Origin of the sequence: Pseudomonas sp. NPDC085632, from assembly GCF_044541255.1 — a bacterium.
Classification (GTDB): domain Bacteria; phylum Pseudomonadota; class Gammaproteobacteria; order Pseudomonadales; family Pseudomonadaceae; genus Aquipseudomonas.
On record NZ_JBITSX010000048.1, the window covers coordinates 1 to 15,238 of the forward strand.

Below are 15,238 nucleotides of genomic sequence, written 5' to 3' on the forward strand. Positions count from 1 at the left end.
TGCCTGGCGCGAATCACGTTTAAGTGGACGCAATCCCGTCCGGTCCTGCTGCGGTTCCGAAGGCACGTCTGGAGCGCTCGCGCGGGCTGCAAAGCTGCGCTGTAGCGGGTCAAGAGGCCTGTTACGGTTCCGGGCGTCCGGGCGTGAGCCTGGCGGGAACGCCGGAGTATAACAGAGCAATCACTGCGCGCCGCTTTCCTGCTGCTCAACGGTTTTGCCGCTGGCGGTGGCTGAATCCATCGAGGGGTTGCTGGCGGGCGCGGCGCCATAGCGGGCGCTCAACTCTGCATACGCCGGTTCACGCTTGAATCGCTTGAGCTCGGCACCGAAACGCTGCACCAGCAAATCCATGCCGGCATTGCGTCGAACCGCCAGAAACTGGCTCTGGCGGCTAATGACCGTGGGGTTTTCAGTGATCTGATCGCGAATGTTCAGTTCATCGAGCAAATGCTGACCGACGCGGCGATCGGTGATCAGCAAGTCGATGCGGCCGCGCACCAGTTTGCCAAAGTTGGCTTCGTGGGTCGGTGCCGGTTCACGGGTAAACAGCGTCGAGTCGCTAAAGTCGGGGCTGTACAGATACCCCGGCGAAGTGCCGATGGTCAGGCCTTTGAGCTCTTCGAGTTTACGGAACGGGTGCGGCCGGTCGTTGGCGTAGAACATCACGAACTCGACGTCCGATAGAGGCTCGATCGGATAAAGCAGGGTGGCGTCGCGTTCGTCGCTGTGAAAAATATCCAGCGCACCGTCGGCCTGACCGGTTTCGAGCATCGACAGGCAGCGCTTCCACGGCAGGAACTGCCATTCGACTTCGATGCCCAGACGTTTGAAGACAATCGCAGTGGTTTCGTAATCCAGTCCGAGGTTCTTGCCGCCTTCCTCATACACATAAGGCGCCCATGGCTCGGTGACAATACGCAGCTTCTCGCCTCGAGCGGCGAAGCTCAGGCAAGCAAAAACCAGCACGGCGAATAACTGCGTGATCAAAGGCATGGCTTGAGATTACGACGAGAAACGCGAAAGAGCCAGAAAGTGCCTGCACAAGCTCTGTTTCGGGCATTTAAAAGCAAAAGATCGCAGCCTTCGGCAGCTCCTACAGGTGTAATTAATACCAATGCAGGAGCTGCCGAAGGCTGCGATCTTTTGATCTTGCTTCTAACGCTTAACGAGGCAACTTCAGGTTATTCCAGATCGCCAGGCTAGGTTCGGCCTGGTTCATGGAATAGAAGTGCAGCCCCGGTGCGCCGCCCTGCAACAGGCGTTCGCACATCTCGCTGACGACTTGTTCACCAAAGCGCTGAATGCTCTGAGTGTCATCGCCGTAGGCTTCCAGTTGCTTGCGGATCCAGCGCGGGATTTCCGCACCGCAGGCATCGGAGAAGCGCGCGAGCTTGCTGTAGTTGGTGATCGGCATGATCCCCGGGACGATCGGCAGATCCACACCCTGCGCCTGCAAACGGTCGACAAAGTAGAAATAGCTGTCGGCGTTGAAGAAGTACTGGGTGATTGCGCTGTCGGCGCCGGCCTTGGCCTTGCGAATGAAGTTGGCCAGATCGTCTTCGTAGTTGCGCGCTTGCGGATGCATCTCCGGGTACGCAGCGACTTCGATATGGAAATGGTCACCGGTTTCTTCACGAATGAATTCAACCAGTTCATTGGCGTGACGCAGCTCACCGCTGGTCATGCCCATGCCGGACGGCAGGTCGCCACGCAAGGCGACGATGCGCTTGATGCCGGCAGCCTTGTACTCGTTCAGCAGGCCGCGCAGGTCGTCCTTGCTGTCGCCGACGCACGACAGGTGCGGTGCGGCCGGGATTTTGACTTCGCTTTCCAGTTGCAGAACGGTGTTGAGGGTGCGATCACGGGTCGAACCACCAGCGCCATAGGTGCAGGAAAAGAAATCGGGGTTATAAGTGGCCAGCTGACGGGCAGTGGCGAGCAGTTTTTCATGCCCAGCATCGGTCTTGGTCGGGAAGAACTCGAAGCTGTAGCGACGGTCTTGGGACATGGAGGAAACCTCCAGCTACAAGCTGCACGCTTCAAGCTGCAAGAGCAGCGGAGGTGCGCTGGTCTCTTGTGCCTGAAGCTTGCGGCCTGACACTGTTTTGAAATAGGGGCAGAGCCTCAGGCTTCGCACGGCAAGTTCGGCTTTTGACCTCGCTTGCCGCTTGAAGCTGGAAGCTCGCAGCTGCTCTTAACTTAGTAGCGGTAAGCGTGCGGCTTGAACGGGCCTTCGACGGTGACGCCGATGTAGTCAGCCTGTTGCTTGGTCAGTTGCGTGACCACGCCGCCGAAGCCGCGAACCATTTCCAGGGCCACTTCTTCGTCGAGTTTCTTCGGCAGTACTTCAACGGTCAGACGCTCGGCTTTCTGGGCTGGCGACAGGTCGGCGTACTTCTGGCCGAACAGGAAGATCTGTGCCAGCACCTGGTTGGCGAACGAACCGTCCATGATGCGGCTTGGGTGGCCAGTGGCGTTGCCCAGGTTAACCAGACGGCCTTCGGCCAGCAGGATCAGGTAGTCGTCGTTCTGTGCGTCGAAAGCGCCCGGGCCGGTACGGTGGATCTTGTGTACCTGCGGCTTCACTTCTTCCCATGCCCAGTTCTTGCGCATGAAAGCGGTGTCGATTTCGTTGTCGAAGTGACCGATGTTGCAGACCACGGCGCGCTTTTTCAGAGCTTTGAGCATGTTCGCGTCGCAAACGTTGACGTTACCGGTGGTGGTCACGATCAGGTCGATCTTGCCCAGCAGCGCTTTGTCGATGCTGGCTTCGGAACCGTCGTTGATACCGTCGATGAACGGCGAAACCAGTTCGAAACCGTCCATGCACGCTTGCATGGCGCAGATCGGGTCAACTTCGGAGACTTTAACGATCATGCCTTCCTGACGCAGGGACTGAGCGGAGCCCTTGCCCACGTCACCGTAACCGATGACCAGCGCTTGCTTGCCGGACAGCAGGTGGTCGGTACCGCGCTTGATTGCGTCGTTCAGGCTGTGACGGCAGCCGTACTTGTTGTCGTTCTTGGACTTGGTCACCGAGTCGTTGACGTTGATGGCCGGGATGCGCAGTTCGCCCTTGGCCAGCATGTCCAGCAGACGGTGTACGCCGGTGGTGGTTTCTTCGGTCACGCCGTGAACGCGATCCAGTACTTGTGGGTACTTGTCGTGCAGCAGCTGAGTCAGGTCGCCGCCGTCGTCGAGGATCATGTTGGCGTCCCATGGCTGGCCATCCTTGAGGATGGTCTGCTCCAGGCACCACTCGTACTCTTCTTCAGTCTCGCCTTTCCAGGCGAAAACCGGGATGCCGGCAGCAGCGATAGCGGCAGCAGCCTGATCCTGAGTGGAGAAAATGTTGCAGGACGACCAGCGCACTTCGGCACCCAGGGCAACCAGGGTTTCGATCAGCACGGCAGTCTGAATGGTCATGTGGATGCAGCCGAGGATCTTGGCGCCTTTCAACGGCTGTTCGCCGGAGTACTTGCGACGCAGACCCATCAGGGCCGGCATTTCCGATTCGGCGATGATGGTTTCGCGACGGCCCCAGGCAGCCAGGGACATGTCGGCAACTTTGTAATCGTTAAAATCTGCAGGCGTGATAACAGCGCTCATGAAGAGCCTCCATTCGTAATGTATGCGAATGGGCGCCGTTGTGCGTTTAGTGTCCAGCCTAAGGCCGGTCAACGCCCCATCCGAGCCTGACAGGTTGAACCTGCTGCAGCGCCCCTCGGACAGGTGGCGGGAAAACGGTAGCAAGTGATCGTTACCGTTTTGAAACGGGGGCGATTATAGCCGTCTAGACTGATCTTCCAAAGGGTTTCTGTCGGCCAGATGAAGATCGTTAATGACGACCATAGTCGAAGCCGCATGGAGCATGACCGCTCAGTCTGCCAAGATACCGTCCATCGTTCGGCAAGACACTCAGGAGTGAAGATGAATTTCCACACCCGCAAATGGGTAAAACCCGAAGACCTCAACCCCAACGGCACTCTGTTCGGTGGCAGCCTGTTGCGCTGGATCGACGAAGAAGCGGCGATTTACGCCATCGTCCAGTTGGGCAATCAGCGCGTGGTGACCAAGTACATTTCCGAAATCAACTTCGTCAGCGCCTCGCGCCAGGGCGACATCATCGAACTGGGCATCACAGCCACCGAGTTCGGCCGCACCTCGATCACCCTGACTTGCGAAGTGCGCAACAAGATCACCCGCAAGAGCATTCTCACTGTTGAGAAGATGGTGTTTGTGAATCTGGGTGAAGATGGTTTGCCAGCGCCGCATGGCCGTACCGAAATTAAATATGTGAAAGACCAGTTCCAGGAAGATGAGTTAGTCACCAAATAACGCGATCCCTGTAGGAGCTGCCGCAGGCTGCGATCTTTTGATCTTGTTTTATAGAGGCAAGATCAAAAGATCGCAGCCTACGGCAGCTCCTACATGTCCGACGTAGGATTTGCGTGGCACCTACAGAACGTATTCCAAGCCGCCGGGGTCGTAGGTAAACACCACCCCCCACGGTTCCCTCGCCATGACCACGCCCACTGACGGCAAGACCCCCGACCTCTCGGCCAAAGAGCAGCACGAAGTCGAGAAAAACCAGCCGCCCCGCGCGGCCGTCCTGCATGAAATTATCCGCAGCCAAGGCGATCAGGAACTGGAGCGCAGCATTGCCGCACTCTGGTGGTCGGCGCTGGCGGCCGGGCTGACCATGGGCCTGTCACTGATGGGCATGGGCCTGCTCAACTCGCGCCTGCCCGAGGGCGATGAATTCAAGGTGATCGCCAGTTTCGGCTATTGCGCAGGTTTTCTCGCGGTGATTCTCGCCCGTCAGCAACTGTTCACTGAAAACACCCTGACTGCCGTGCTGCCGGTCATGACCAAACCGACCCTGCAAAACTTCGGCCGGCTGATCCGCCTGTGGACGGTGGTATTGGTCGGCAACCTGTGCGGGACGATTCTGGTCGCGTATGTGATGCTCGAACTGCCGATCTTCGACACCAAGACCGACCATGCCTTCCTCGAAATCGGCCGCAAGGTCATGGAAAACCATGCCAGCCAGATGTTCGCCAAAGGCATCGTCTCCGGCTGGATGATCGCCACCATGGTCTGGATGATCCCGTCGATGGAGAGCGCGAAGATGTGGATCATCATTCTCATCACCTACCTGATGGCGCTCGGCGATTTCACCCACATTGTGGTGGGGTCGGCGGAGGTGTCGTATCTGGTGTTCGCCGGCGAGTTGCCGTGGAGTGATTTCTGGATGGTCTTCGCGGGGCCGACGCTGGCGGGGAATATCATTGGCGGCAGTTTTATCTTTGCGCTGATCAGTCATGCGCAGATCCGCAGCGAGAGCGGGGCGCCGAAGGAAGCGGCGGATCAGGCCGAGAAGCCTGATCCGCAACAGATCAAAAAATGATCAGTGGTGCGCTGGTTCAGTCACGGTCGCGGGCTCATTGCGAGTCGCGTACTTGACCAGTTTGCCAATGGTCAGACCCTGCAACAGGATCGACGACAGCACCACGATGTAAGTGATGCTGAGCAACAGATCGCGCTCCGGGCCCAGCGGTAGGGCCAGCGCCAGTGCCACCGAGACGCCACCGCGCAAACCGCCCCAGGTCAGAATCCGGATGGTGCCGGCGGGCACTGTCCGCCAGCGACGCAGCAGGACAATCGCCGGAGCCACGGTGAGCAGGCGCGAGAGCAGAATCGCCACCGCCAACAAACCTGCCGCAGCCATGTGCAGCCAGTTGAAGGGCAGCAGCAACAGCTCCATGCCGATCAGCGCGAACAGCAGCGCGTTGAGCATGTCATCGAGCAATTCCCAGAAACCGTCGAGGTAGCGGCGGGTCATGTCGTTCATCGCCAGATTGCGCCCGACGTTGCCGATGATCAGGCCGGCGACGACCATCGCAATCGGCGCTGAAACGTGAATTTCGGTGGCCATTGCCGAACCGCCAATGACCAGCGCCAAGGTCAGCATCACAGTGATCTGATGCTGCTCGATGCTCTTGATCATTCGATAGACCAGATAACCGATCAGCCCGCCGAACAGCACACCGCCGATGGCTTCATGAACGAACAACATCGCGGTGGCGCTGACGGTCGGGGTCTCGCCGAGTTGGGCGATGCCCAGCAGTACGGTGAACACCACGACGGCCGTGCCGTCGTTGAACAGCGACTCGCCCACGATGGTGGTTTTCAGCGGCTTCGAGGCGTTGGCGGTACGCAGCACACCGAGCACGGCAATCGGGTCGGTCGGCGAAATCAGCGCGCCGAACAGCAGGCAATACAAGAAACTCACGTGCCAGCCGAACAGGGCAAAAATGTAATAGGCAAGGCTGCCGATCACGGTGGTGGCAATCAACACGCCGAAGGTCGCCAACAGGCCGATGGGCCAGCGGTAGCTGCGCAGATCATTCAAGTTGACGTGCAGGGCGCCGGCGAAGAGCAGGAATGAGAGCATCCAGTTCATCAGCAGATCGCCGAAGTCGATCTGGCCGATCAGTTGCTGCACGCGCTCTTCGAGACCGGGGTAGCCGAGCACGCTCAGGCCTTGCAGGATCAGCGAGAACAGCAGTGCGGTCACCATCACGCCGATGGTCGGCGGCAGGCCGATGAAGCGGAAGTTGACGAAGGTCAGGAGGGTGGTGAGGCAGATGAAAGCGGCGACAAGTTCAAGCATCCGGGGTCCTTTGGATGAGGGGTGAGTGGAGCGCGCCCGATGCTTGGGCGCAGGGGTTTGATGGGCTGAGAGCGACAGAGGGCACAAGCGTCCCTCACCCCAGCCCTCTCCCGGAGGGAAAGGGAGCCGACCTTATTGTCTTGCGGCATGCATCGACCTGAATAACCGAGTCGATTATGGATTCGGCAATGCGCGTTCAGGTCGGCGTACTTCTGAAGCCTCCCCCGGTCAGTCCCCTCTCCCTCTGGGAGAGAGCTAGGGTGAGGGCACTGTCTGGCACAACACAATTAGCCGGACACATTGACCGCAGCGGCCTCACGACGTTGCAGATAAATAAACAAAAGCGCCGTCAGCACCGTCAATACACCGACCAGCGCACCGGTCCACGGCAAGTCCGCGAGATCCGCGCCACTGGCCACCACCAGCCCGCCGATCCACGCACCCGCTGCGTTGCCAAGGTTGAAAGCACTCTGGTTCAACGTCGAACCGAGGTTCGGTGCCTCATGGGCCTGATCAATGATCAGCAATTGCAGAATCGGGCACAGCGCGAAGGCAAAAATCCCCCACAGCACCAGCGTGATTGCCGCCGGCACCACCGAGCGGCTGGTCTGGCTGAACGCCGCCAGAATCACCACCACGGCCAGCGCGACACCGACCAGCGACGGCAACAAACGGCTGTCCGCCAAGCGTCCGCCGAGCATGCTGCCGCCGGTCAGGCCGACGCCGAACAACAACAGCATCACCGTTACCCCATGCGGGCTGACGCCGGTGATGTCCTGCAGGATCGGCGCGATGTAGGTGAATACGCTGAACAGGCTGGTTGACGCCAACACGCTCATGCCCAGTGCCAGCAGCACGTTGACCTTACCCAGCACTTTGAACTCGCTGGCGAGGTTGGCCTTGTCCATCAGGATGTGTTTCGGCAGCCACAACCACTGCGCGAGAGCGGCGATCACACCAATCACCGAGACCGCCCAGAAGGTCGAGCGCCAGCCGGCGTATTGACCGAGCGCCGTGCCCAGCGGCACGCCGAGGACGTTGGCCAAGGTCAGGCCGGTGAACATCATCGCAATCGCCTGCGCGCGTTTGTTCGGCGCCACCAATCCGGCGGCAACCACCGAGCCAATGCCGAAAAACGCGCCGTGACACAGCGCGGTGACCACGCGAGCGGCCATCAGCGTCGCGTAGTTCGGTGCCAGTGCGCAGAGTATGTTGCCGAGAATGAACATCAGCGTCATTCCCAGCAACGTCGCTTTGCGCGGCATGTTCGCGGTGCCGATCGCCAGGATCGGCGCGCCGAACACCACGCCCAATGCGTAACCGGTGATCAATAGGCCCGCGTGAGGAATGCTCACGGCAAGGTCGCGGGCGACATCGGGCAGCAGGCCCATGATGACGAATTCGGTGGTGCCGATGCCGAACGCGGCAACAGCGAGGGCAAGCAAGGCGAGAGGCATGCGCAAGGTCTCTGTCGGTAGTCTTGACGCTTTGATCAGGCATACGCAGGCCGACGACCGCTCTCGCAAGAGAGCAGGGCAGGCAGGAATTATTGGTATTTTTCTGTGCGCAACTGAGTGCGGCGTGGTCGCTTGCAGTATAAACAGCTGCTGACACATCGCGAATCAATAATCTGACTAATTGGCTGGATAACAACAATAAGGAGTGGGACGTGCTGGCAACAGCTTTGGTATTGGTGGCGGCGCTGTTGCATGCGACGTGGAATACGTTGATCAAGTTCAGCGCCGAGCGGCTGCTGGTGGTGGCGTGCATGGACACCGTGGCGCTGCTGGTCGTCGCCATCGCGTTGCCATTCGTGAGCTTGCCGCCCATGGAAATCTGGCCGTGGATTCTGGCGTCGGCAGCGTTTGAATTGCTGTATCGCTACCTGCTGATTCAGGCGTACCGGGTCGGCGATCTCGGGTTGGTGTATCCGCTGATGCGCGGACTGTCGCCGCTGGTGGTGCTCGCGCTGACTCTGATCTTCGCGGGTGAAGTGCTCACCACGCAGCAAATCTTCGGCATCATGTTGATCCCGTTCGGCATGGTTTGTCTGCTGTGGCAGGGTGGCGGTGGCAAGCATTTGCCATGGTCGATGTTGCCGGTAGTGGCGCTGATTGGCCTGTGTATCGGTTGCTACACCTACATCGATGGTCAGGCGCTGCGGCGCTGGTCGCATCCGCTCGATTACCTGGTCTGGGTCACGCTGCTCAGCGCGTGGCCATTTCCGCTGTTGGCGTGGGTCGCCAAGCGTCCGGCGTTCATATTGTTCTGGCGTGAGCAATGGAAGCTGGGGTTGGCGGTGGGCTTCTGCGTATTGGCCAGCTACGCTCTGGTGCTGTGGGCTATGCAGTTGGGCTCGATTGCCGAAGCGGCGGCGTTGCGCGAGATCAGCGTGATTCTGGTGGTGCTGTTCGGTATGCGTTACCTCAAAGAACCTTTCGGTCTTCCGCGGCTCTTAGCCTGTGGGCTGGTGCTGATCGGCATGTTGGTGATGAAGTTCTGACCGCTCGCGAATTCTATAAATCGAAAAAGGACGGCGTTATGACGGTGGCTCTTTGGTGTGTGTTGGTGGCGATTTTTCTGCCGTATATCTGCACTGGTGTGGCGAAAGCCGTGGGTGGCTACCGGTTGAGTGACAATCACGATCCGCGCGACTTTCTCGAAAGTCTCAACGGTGTGGCGAGGCGTGCGCATGCAGCGCAGATGAACAGCTTTGAAGTGACCCCGGCGTTTGCCGCGGCGGTGATCGTCGCGCATCTGGTGGGAACCGCGCAGTTGGTGACGGTCAATGTGCTGGCGGTGATGTTTATTACCAGTCGCCTGCTGTACATCATTTGCTATCTGGCGGACTGGGCGATCTTGCGGTCGCTGGTGTGGTTTGTGGGGATGGGATTGATCGCTTCGTTCTTCTTCGTGTCGGTGTAAAAAGAGCAAGATCAAAAGATCGCAGCCTGCGACAGCTCCTACAGAGGAATACGTACTCCTGTAGGAGCTGCCGCAGGCTGCGATCTTTTGCTTTTTAAGGTTTGTCGGCCACCTGCGGCACTTGCGGCAACGCCGCGCCTTTTGGCCAGAGCATCCAGATCTGCCCTTGCTGTTTCATGTCTCCGGCCAATTGCCCGGCCGCATCACCGGTGCCCCAGAACAGATCCGCACGCACCTCGCCGGCAATCGCGCCGCCGGTATCCTGCGCCGCCACTGGACGCACCAGTGCCGTGCCATCCGGGCGCGAGGTCGACAGCCACAACAGGCTGCCCAACGGAATCACTTTGCGATCCACCGCCGCGCTGTAGCCGGCAGTCAACGGCACGTTCAGCGAGCCGCGTGGGCCTTCATTGCTGTCCGGGTTGCGGGTAAAAAATACATAGCTCGGGTTGCTGCCGAGCAGCTCCGGGATGCGCGCTGGATTGGCCTTGGCCCAGTTGCTGATGGCACTCATGGTCACGTCCTCTTTCTTCAGCTCACCCTGCTCGACCAGCCAGCGGCCAATCGGCCGGTACGGATGGCCGTTCTGGTCGGCGTAGGCAATGCGCAGCTGTTTGCCGTCCTCGGTCTGAATGCGCCCGGAACCTTGGATCTGCAGGAATTGCAGATTCATCGGATCGGTCAGGTAGGCAACAACGGGGGCTTTGACGCCTTTGGATTCGATGGTGGCTGCGTCGTCGTAAGGCTTGAGCACTCGGCCTTCGAGGCGACCGCGCAGACGCTTGCCTTTCAGTTCCGGGTAAATGCTGTCCAGCGAGACGATGATCATGTCTTCCGGCACGCCGTACACGGGCACATTGGCCGTGTCGGTCGGCGTCAAACTGCCGGGGTAGACCGGTTCGTAGTAACCGGTGATCAAGCCGTTGGGGTTGTCGTTCTCCGCGCGCAGGCCGTAGACGTCGAGGTTTTGTTTGAGGAAGGCGCGAATCTCGCCAGCACTTTGCGGGACGTTGGCTGCGGCGGCGCAGGTGCTGCCCCAGACTGCATCAGCCTTGAGCCGGGTGCAGGCGCTGCGCCACGAACCGAAGCCGGCGACCAGATCACTATCGGACACTGCCGGCAATGCTTCCCAAGTGGCGCTGGAGTAAGTGGCCAGTGCGTGAGTTTTTGGCTTGGCGCTGTCGCCACCGGTGCAGCCGGCGAGAATCGCCAGCAGCGGCAGGGTTGCGAACAACGGGTAACGCCAGGCCTTGAGACGGCTGTTCATGGAGTGATTCCTGTGTCGGTTGCCCGCGTGCTCCATGCGCTCGAGCAACCCGTATTTTTAATAGGGCTATTGGTGTTTGTCGGTGACGCGAGGATACTGGCCGCCGATTCCGTGACCTGAAGCCACCATGACTCTTAAAAGAATTTCTGTTGTATTGCTGGCCTGTCTGACCTTGTCCGCCTGTGGCGGTGTCGATCCGAATTCCCCGCTGGGTCAACGCAAGGCGATCTTCAAACAAATGCTCAAGACCGGCGAAGACCTCGGCGGCATGTTGCGCGGACGCATCCCGTTCGACGGGCCGAAATTTGCCGAAGGCGCGGTCAAGCTCGATGCGTTGTCCCATGAACCATGGAAGCACTTTCCGCAAGTTCGTGAAGAAGATCACACCAGCGCCAAGGACGATGTCTGGCAGAAGCAGGCGCAGTTTCAGGAAATGGCCCGCAACCTTGAATTGGCCACCGGTGAATTGGTGATTGCCAGTCAGGTTCAGCCGTACAAGGCCAGCAACCTCGGGCCTGCGGTGCAGAAAGTTGAAGATGCCTGCAGCGCTTGCCATAAACAGTTTCGCGATCATTGATACCTAAAAGATCGCAGCTTGCGGCAGCTCCTACATTGATCAGGGTAGGAGCTGCCGCAGGCTGCGATCTTTTGATTTTTACTTATCGATTTCGTCCAGCGCATCCTGCAGTTCTTTGCGCGACTCGGCGAGTTTGTCTTTGCGCTTGTTGATCTTTTCCGGGTCGCCTTTCTTCATGGCTTTATCGAGATCAGCCTGACGCTGACTCACTTCGTGCTTGGCTTCGAGCACCTTGTTTTCGCGCTCTTTCTTCAGGCCTGCGTCGGTGCAGTTTTTCGTTACTTCATTCAGAGCCGTTTCCAGGCCTGCCTGCTGATCGGTATTGCCGCGCGTCTTGGCCTGTTCGATCTGGTTCATAATGCCCTGCTTCTTGGCGGCACAACCGGTCAGGCCCGGGGCGTCTTCATCGGCCATGACGGGGGTGGCCATTACGCCGCAAAGGGTCAGCATGGCGAGCGGTGCGAGAAATTTCATAAAAGCTCCATGTGCAAAGGCAATCGGGTCGGGGCGGCACTGCGCTGTTGGAGCGCCTCGGTGGTGGTTGGGTTCCCGGGGTAACGGGATTGCGTGCTCAGAAACCGTCGATACCGGCGTTACGCAGAGTATCGCTCAAGGCTAGCACCTGCGGATCGCGGAAGAATGCGCTCAATTGCGCTGCTCGACCGGGGCCGATACCGGGTTCTGCCTGCCATTGTTCGGTGTCACGTTGTGCCAGCGCCTGCCATGAATCGGGGAGTCGTGCCTCACCGGTTGGCGGTAAGCCCAGGGCTCTCAGCCACAGAGCGAAGGGCCGTTGGCGGGCGCTGTGAAAACTGTGCATCAGGCGTTCGCTGCTGCGCTCGCCGAAGCCGGCAATGTTAGCAAGCTCTGGCGCGTCGAGGGTCAACCAATCCAGCAGGTTGTTCAGGCGGCCTGTTTCGAAAAGTTTCTCCCAGGTGCCGCGACCGACATGTTGCATCGCCAGTCCCCGTTTGCCACTGAGCCAGGTCAAGCGCGCGAGAAACTGGCTTTCGCAACCTGGCGTGGGTTGCCAGCAGCTCAAGTTGTGGAAGTCATCAGCGTTGGGGATCTTGATGTCTGCCCGTTCGACGGTGCGCAGTACAACATTGTCGAGCCGCGGAATGGTCAGGCCGGCCAGGCTGATTGCGACCTGATCACCGGGACGAATATCCAGCGCCTGCCAGTGCTTCAACGAACTGGCGCTGACCCGTTTGATCTCCCGGTCGTCGAGCATGACCGGGACAAGCTCGATCACCGGGGTGATGCGCCCGGTGCGACCGATCTTGAAGTTGACCTTGCGCACTTGCGCCAACGCTTGCGCAAACGGGTATTTCCAGGCGACCGCCCAGTACGGCGCGCGCGCCTGCCAGCGTTCGGCAGGTGGACGCTGGTTCTGGCGCAAAACCACGCCGTCCGTGGCAAACGGCAGGGGTGAGCGATACCAGTGCTCGCGCCATTTCTGCGCCTCGGCGAAGTCGCTGACGGGATGGCTGAACGGCTCGATTGTGGCGAAACCCAGTGCTGCCAATCTGGCGATTCGTTCGGGCAAGTCCAAGGAGTCTTGCGGCCAGTCCCAGACGAACAGTCCGATGCCGGCGGCGTGTTCGGCCTCCAACGATTTTCGTCCCATCAGACCCGCTACGGTTGCGCGGGCGTTGACGCTGCCGGCTCGAGCTTGCACGTGTTCGTTCAAGCGCCAGTAGAGTTCGCCTTGCACCAGCAGATCCACTGGTTGTGAAAGGCGTTTAGGGATCGCGCCAATCTTCTGTGACGATGCCGTCCAGTCTTGGCCGCGAACGCCGTTACCACGACTGATGGCCTGATGCAGAACGCCTGCGCGATAAATCAGCGTCACCGCGACGCCGTCGACTTTGGGCTGTACCCAGACATCCTTGCGATCGCGCAGCCACGTTTCCACCGCCTCGGCCTTATGCAGTTTATCCAGGCCGGTATGGGCGATGGGGTGCGCGATCGAGCCCGAGGCTGTGCGCAAGGGATCGGCTGGCGAGGGCAATTTGAAACACTCTCGCCATTCGTTCAGGCGTGTGCGCGATTGATCGTAGAGCTCATCGGCAATCAGTGAACGACCTTCGCGGTGATAGGCGTCGTCCCATTGGTCGATCTGTTTTTGCAGGGCGGCGATTTCGCTTTTTGCTTGAGTGGCCGGCCATTTCGGGCAATCGGCGTGGGCGTTGAGGGTCGTACAGGCCAGGAGAAAAACAGACAGCAGGCGCAGCGTGGCAAGCATCGTGAGCGTCCTTGCTCAGGGGGAATGCTAGAAGGTTAGGCGAAGATATTTATACTGTCGGATGGGTGTTTTGCGGCTTGTTTCTGTGCAGTAAAAAAGCCCCTCACCCTCTCCCTGAGGGAGAGGGGGCTGACCGAGTGGTTTGTTGAATGTGCATCGACCTGAACGTTCTGAGTCGAACTCTTTGATGCCGGCATGAAAAAGCCCCGCACGGCGCGAACCGTGCGGGGCTTTTTTGTACCGCGGGGAAGTCTTACAGACCAGCAGCGGCGCGCAGAGCGTCGGCGCGGTCGGTTTTTTCCCAGGTGAACGTGGTGAAGGTGTCTTCGCCAACGGTCTTGGTCTCTGGCGTGCGACCGAAGTGGCCGTACGCTGCGGTTTCCTGGTACATCGGGTGCAGCAGATCGAGCATGGTGGTGATTGCGTATGGACGCAGGTCGAACACTTCACGGACGAGTTTGACGATCTTGTCATCGCTGATCTTGCCGGTGCCGAAGGTGTTCAACGAGATCGAAGTCGGCTGAGCCACACCGATCGCGTAGGAAACCTGGATCTCGCAACGCTCGGCCAGGCCGGCAGCGACGATGTTCTTGGCAACGTAACGGCCAGCGTACGCCGCCGAACGGTCAACCTTCGATGGATCTTTACCGGAGAACGCGCCGCCGCCGTGACGGGCCATGCCGCCGTAGCTGTCGACGATGATCTTGCGACCGGTCAGGCGGAATTCACCTACCGGGCCGCCAATGATGAACTGGCCGGTCGGGTTGATGTGGAACTGGGTGTCTTTGCTCAGCAGTTCGGCAGGCAGTACGTGCTTGACGATCAGCTCCATCACGCCTTCGCGCAGGTCCTTGTACGACACTTCAGGGTTGTGCTGGGTCGACAGAACAACGGCATCGATACCGACAACCTTGCCGCCCTCGTAACGGCAAGTCACTTGCGACTTGGCGTCCGGACGCAGCCAAGGCAGCAGGCCCGATTTACGGGCTTCGGCCTGGCGCTGTACCAGCTGGTGCGAGAAGGTGATCGGCGCTGGCATCAAAACGTCGGTTTCGTTGCTGGCGTAGCCGAACATCAGGCCCTGGTCGCCGGCGCCCTGATCTTCAGGTTTGGCACGGTCAACGCCCTGGTTGATGTCCGGGGATTGCTTGCCGATGATGTTCATCACGCCGCAGGTCGCGCCGTCGAAGCCGACGTCGGAGCTGTTATAGCCGATGTCGAGAATCACGTTACGCACGATCTCTTCCAGATCGACCCAGGCACTGGTGGTCACTTCACCGGCAACGATGGCCACGCCAGTCTTGACCAGAGTTTCCACGGCAACGCGTGCGTGTTTATCCTGGGTAATGATGGCGTCCAGCACCGCATCGGAAATCTGGTCGGCGATTTTGTCCGGATGCCCTTCGGACACGGACTCGGAGGTGAAGAGGGAGTATTCGCTCATCTCGATGTTTTCCTGAATTTACCGATGGTGAGTGTCGCCAGCCGGTCGCTGAAAGTGGCGGACCTGGATCTGGAAACCATTACGTAATCCTAAATAGATGC

The 15,238-nt window shown here is 59.4% G+C and carries 15 protein-coding genes and 1 riboswitch; of the genes, 5 read left to right on the plus strand and 10 right to left on the minus strand.

The window, feature by feature from the left end:
• Positions 1-180: 180 nt before the first annotated feature.
• The 3 genes from ACIF4X_RS23515 to ahcY form a co-directional block, all read right to left on the minus strand.
• Entirely contained in the window at positions 181-993 is an 813-nt protein-coding gene (locus ACIF4X_RS23515; protein WP_397483942.1) for a substrate-binding periplasmic protein, read from the minus strand.
• Positions 994-1,162: 169 nt separating this feature from the next.
• Entirely contained in the window at positions 1,163-2,008 is an 846-nt protein-coding gene (metF, locus tag ACIF4X_RS23520; protein ID WP_397483943.1) for a methylenetetrahydrofolate reductase [NAD(P)H], read from the minus strand.
• 191 nt (positions 2,009-2,199) lie between these two features.
• On the minus strand, positions 2,200-3,609 hold the full coding sequence (ahcY, locus tag ACIF4X_RS23525; RefSeq protein WP_277759673.1) for an adenosylhomocysteinase: 1,410 nt from the start codon (positions 3,607-3,609) through the stop codon (positions 2,200-2,202).
• A gap of 23 nt (positions 3,610-3,632) precedes the next feature.
• Positions 3,633-3,732, minus strand: a riboswitch (S-adenosyl-L-homocysteine riboswitch).
• 198 nt (positions 3,733-3,930) lie between these two features.
• Here ahcY and ACIF4X_RS23530 point away from each other — a divergent pair.
• Both ACIF4X_RS23530 and ACIF4X_RS23535 read left to right on the plus strand, forming a co-directional pair.
• Positions 3,931-4,338, plus strand: a complete 408-nt coding sequence (locus ACIF4X_RS23530) for an acyl-CoA thioesterase (RefSeq protein ID WP_016984776.1) — start codon at positions 3,931-3,933, stop codon at positions 4,336-4,338.
• Positions 4,339-4,522: 184 nt separating this feature from the next.
• Positions 4,523-5,410, plus strand: a complete 888-nt coding sequence (locus ACIF4X_RS23535) for a formate/nitrite transporter family protein (protein ID WP_397483944.1) — start codon at positions 4,523-4,525, stop codon at positions 5,408-5,410.
• On the opposite strand, the gene ACIF4X_RS23540 is transcribed toward ACIF4X_RS23535, so the two are convergent.
• Both ACIF4X_RS23540 and ACIF4X_RS23545 read right to left on the minus strand, forming a co-directional pair.
• Complete coding sequence (locus ACIF4X_RS23540; protein ID WP_397483945.1) at positions 5,411-6,676, minus strand: cation:proton antiporter; 1,266 nt, start codon at positions 6,674-6,676, stop codon at positions 5,411-5,413. It lies immediately after the preceding gene.
• Between the two features lie 287 nt (positions 6,677-6,963).
• Positions 6,964-8,133 carry an MFS transporter gene (locus tag ACIF4X_RS23545; RefSeq protein WP_397483946.1) on the minus strand — a complete coding sequence of 390 codons (1,170 nt, stop codon included), beginning with the start codon at positions 8,131-8,133 and terminating at the stop codon, positions 6,964-6,966.
• Positions 8,134-8,345: 212 nt separating this feature from the next.
• Between ACIF4X_RS23545 and ACIF4X_RS23550 the strand changes: the two genes are divergently transcribed.
• The gene (locus ACIF4X_RS23550) at positions 8,346-9,179 is read left to right on the plus strand and encodes an EamA family transporter (protein ID WP_397483947.1); all 834 of its coding nucleotides are present in this window, start codon (positions 8,346-8,348) and stop codon (positions 9,177-9,179) included.
• A 38-nt stretch (positions 9,180-9,217) separates the two neighbouring features.
• Positions 9,218-9,601 (plus strand): MAPEG family protein, encoded by a 384-nt coding sequence (locus tag ACIF4X_RS23555; protein ID WP_397483948.1) that lies wholly within the window; start codon positions 9,218-9,220, stop codon positions 9,599-9,601.
• A gap of 94 nt (positions 9,602-9,695) precedes the next feature.
• Here ACIF4X_RS23555 and ACIF4X_RS23560 read toward each other — a convergent pair whose 3' ends face one another.
• Positions 9,696-10,868 (minus strand): murein transglycosylase A, encoded by a 1,173-nt coding sequence (locus ACIF4X_RS23560; RefSeq protein ID WP_397483949.1) that lies wholly within the window; start codon positions 10,866-10,868, stop codon positions 9,696-9,698.
• Positions 10,869-10,995: 127 nt separating this feature from the next.
• On the opposite strand from ACIF4X_RS23560, the gene ACIF4X_RS23565 reads away from it, so the two are divergent.
• The gene (locus tag ACIF4X_RS23565) at positions 10,996-11,445 is read left to right on the plus strand and encodes a c-type cytochrome (protein ID WP_397483950.1); all 450 of its coding nucleotides are present in this window, start codon (positions 10,996-10,998) and stop codon (positions 11,443-11,445) included.
• A gap of 78 nt (positions 11,446-11,523) precedes the next feature.
• On the opposite strand, the gene ACIF4X_RS23570 is transcribed toward ACIF4X_RS23565, so the two are convergent.
• The 4 genes from ACIF4X_RS23570 to ACIF4X_RS23585 form a co-directional block, all read right to left on the minus strand.
• Positions 11,524-11,919, minus strand: a complete 396-nt coding sequence (locus ACIF4X_RS23570) for a DUF1090 domain-containing protein (protein WP_397483951.1) — start codon at positions 11,917-11,919, stop codon at positions 11,524-11,526.
• Between the two features lie 97 nt (positions 11,920-12,016).
• A complete protein-coding gene (ligB, locus tag ACIF4X_RS23575; RefSeq protein WP_397483952.1) occupies positions 12,017-13,693 on the minus strand; it encodes an NAD-dependent DNA ligase LigB in 1,677 nt (558 codons plus the stop codon).
• Positions 13,694-13,946: 253 nt separating this feature from the next.
• Complete coding sequence (gene metK / locus ACIF4X_RS23580) at positions 13,947-15,137, minus strand: methionine adenosyltransferase (RefSeq protein ID WP_397483953.1); 1,191 nt, start codon at positions 15,135-15,137, stop codon at positions 13,947-13,949.
• Between the two features lie 18 nt (positions 15,138-15,155).
• The coding region (locus tag ACIF4X_RS23585; protein ID WP_397483974.1) for a hypothetical protein at positions 15,156-15,238 on the minus strand (83 nt) is incomplete at its 5' end.

Excerpts from the sequence above, each read along its gene's own strand:
- metF (WP_397483943.1), bottom strand. The coding sequence starts at position 2,008 with ATGTCCCAAGACCGTCGCTACAGCTTCGAGTTCTTCCCGACCAAGACC.
- ACIF4X_RS23545 (WP_397483946.1), bottom strand. The coding sequence starts at position 8,133 with ATGCCTCTCGCCTTGCTTGCCCTCGCTGTTGCCGCGTTCGGCATCGGC.
- ACIF4X_RS23555 (WP_397483948.1), top strand. The coding sequence starts at position 9,218 with ATGACGGTGGCTCTTTGGTGTGTGTTGGTGGCGATTTTTCTGCCGTAT.
- ACIF4X_RS23535 (WP_397483944.1), top strand. The coding sequence starts at position 4,523 with ATGACCACGCCCACTGACGGCAAGACCCCCGACCTCTCGGCCAAAGAG.
- metK (WP_397483953.1), bottom strand. The coding sequence starts at position 15,137 with ATGAGCGAATACTCCCTCTTCACCTCCGAGTCCGTGTCCGAAGGGCAT.
- ACIF4X_RS23530 (WP_016984776.1), top strand. The coding sequence starts at position 3,931 with ATGAATTTCCACACCCGCAAATGGGTAAAACCCGAAGACCTCAACCCC.
- ligB (WP_397483952.1), bottom strand. The coding sequence starts at position 13,693 with ATGCTTGCCACGCTGCGCCTGCTGTCTGTTTTTCTCCTGGCCTGTACG.
- ACIF4X_RS23540 (WP_397483945.1), bottom strand. The coding sequence starts at position 6,676 with ATGCTTGAACTTGTCGCCGCTTTCATCTGCCTCACCACCCTCCTGACC.
- ACIF4X_RS23570 (WP_397483951.1), bottom strand. The coding sequence starts at position 11,919 with ATGAAATTTCTCGCACCGCTCGCCATGCTGACCCTTTGCGGCGTAATG.
- ACIF4X_RS23560 (WP_397483949.1), bottom strand. The coding sequence starts at position 10,868 with ATGAACAGCCGTCTCAAGGCCTGGCGTTACCCGTTGTTCGCAACCCTG.
- ACIF4X_RS23565 (WP_397483950.1), top strand. The coding sequence starts at position 10,996 with ATGACTCTTAAAAGAATTTCTGTTGTATTGCTGGCCTGTCTGACCTTG.
- ahcY (WP_277759673.1), bottom strand. The coding sequence starts at position 3,609 with ATGAGCGCTGTTATCACGCCTGCAGATTTTAACGATTACAAAGTTGCC.
- ACIF4X_RS23515 (WP_397483942.1), bottom strand. The coding sequence starts at position 993 with ATGCCTTTGATCACGCAGTTATTCGCCGTGCTGGTTTTTGCTTGCCTG.